Origin of the sequence: Ruegeria sp. R8_1, from assembly GCF_017743815.1 — a bacterium.
GTDB lineage: Bacteria > Pseudomonadota > Alphaproteobacteria > Rhodobacterales > Rhodobacteraceae > Ruegeria > Ruegeria lacuscaerulensis_A.
The window spans coordinates 430-1,315 of the sequence record NZ_JAGHRL010000018.1 but is presented as its reverse complement, the minus strand read 5'-3'; the positions used below and the strand labels follow the sequence as shown (position 1 = coordinate 1,315).

The following is an 886-nucleotide window of genomic DNA, read 5'->3' as shown; positions in this document are numbered from 1 at the left end:
CTGCTCCACATAATTTGTCACTGAGAATTGACCCATGTGAACACACTTCCCCGACGGTTTTGGTTGGGGGGATTTGGAGTGATCGACATGGGATTTTTGAGTGTCATTCGACGCTGGGCATTGCGTGACAAGATGCCAATCAGGGAGATTGCCCGGCGGACGGGTTTGTCTCGGAACACGATAAAGAAGTATCTGCGTGAAGGTGCGGTGGAACCGCAGTTCAAGACGCCCAAGCGTCCAAGCAAGCTGGATCCCTATTCGGATCGGCTGTCAGCCTGGCTTTTAATCCAGACGCGGAAGTCACGCAAAGAGCGGCGGACAGTGAAGCAAATGCATGCTGATCTGGTGAAGCTGGGATATGATGGCTCCTATGAACGCGTAGCAGCTTTCGCCCGGGCATGGCGTGAAGATCGGCATCGAGCGGAACAGACGACGGGGCGCGGCACCTACGTGCCTTTGGTGTTCGCGCCCGGCGAAGCCTTCCAATTCGATTGGAGCGAGGACTGGGCCAACATTGGCGGTGAGCGCGCCAAACTTCAGGTCGCGCATATCAAACTGTCACACAGCCGCGCTTTCTTGGTGCGGGCCTACCCGCTGCAAACGCACGAGATGCTGTTTGACGCCCACTGGCATGCATTCCGCGTCTTCGGCGGCGTGCCTGGTCGCGGGATCTATGACAATATGAAGACCGCCGTTGATCGTGTGGGCAGAGGCAAGCAGCGGGACGTCAATGCACGCTTCAAGGCTATGGCCAGCCACTACGTGTTTGAGCCCGAGTTCTGCAATCCAGCCGCAGGTTGGGAGAAAGGCCAGGTTGAGAAGAACGTGCAGGATGCGCGCAACCGCATGTGGCAAGTCATGCCGGTCTTTGCCGATCTGGACGAGC

Annotated in this window: 1 protein-coding gene; it reads left to right on the top strand. The window is 57.4% G+C overall.

All coding sequences use genetic code 11. The features are described 5' to 3' along the window. Positions 1-87: 87 nt before the first annotated feature. On the top strand, positions 88-886 hold a 799-nt coding region (gene istA, locus J7380_RS20225), incomplete at its 3' end, for an IS21 family transposase (protein WP_247742674.1).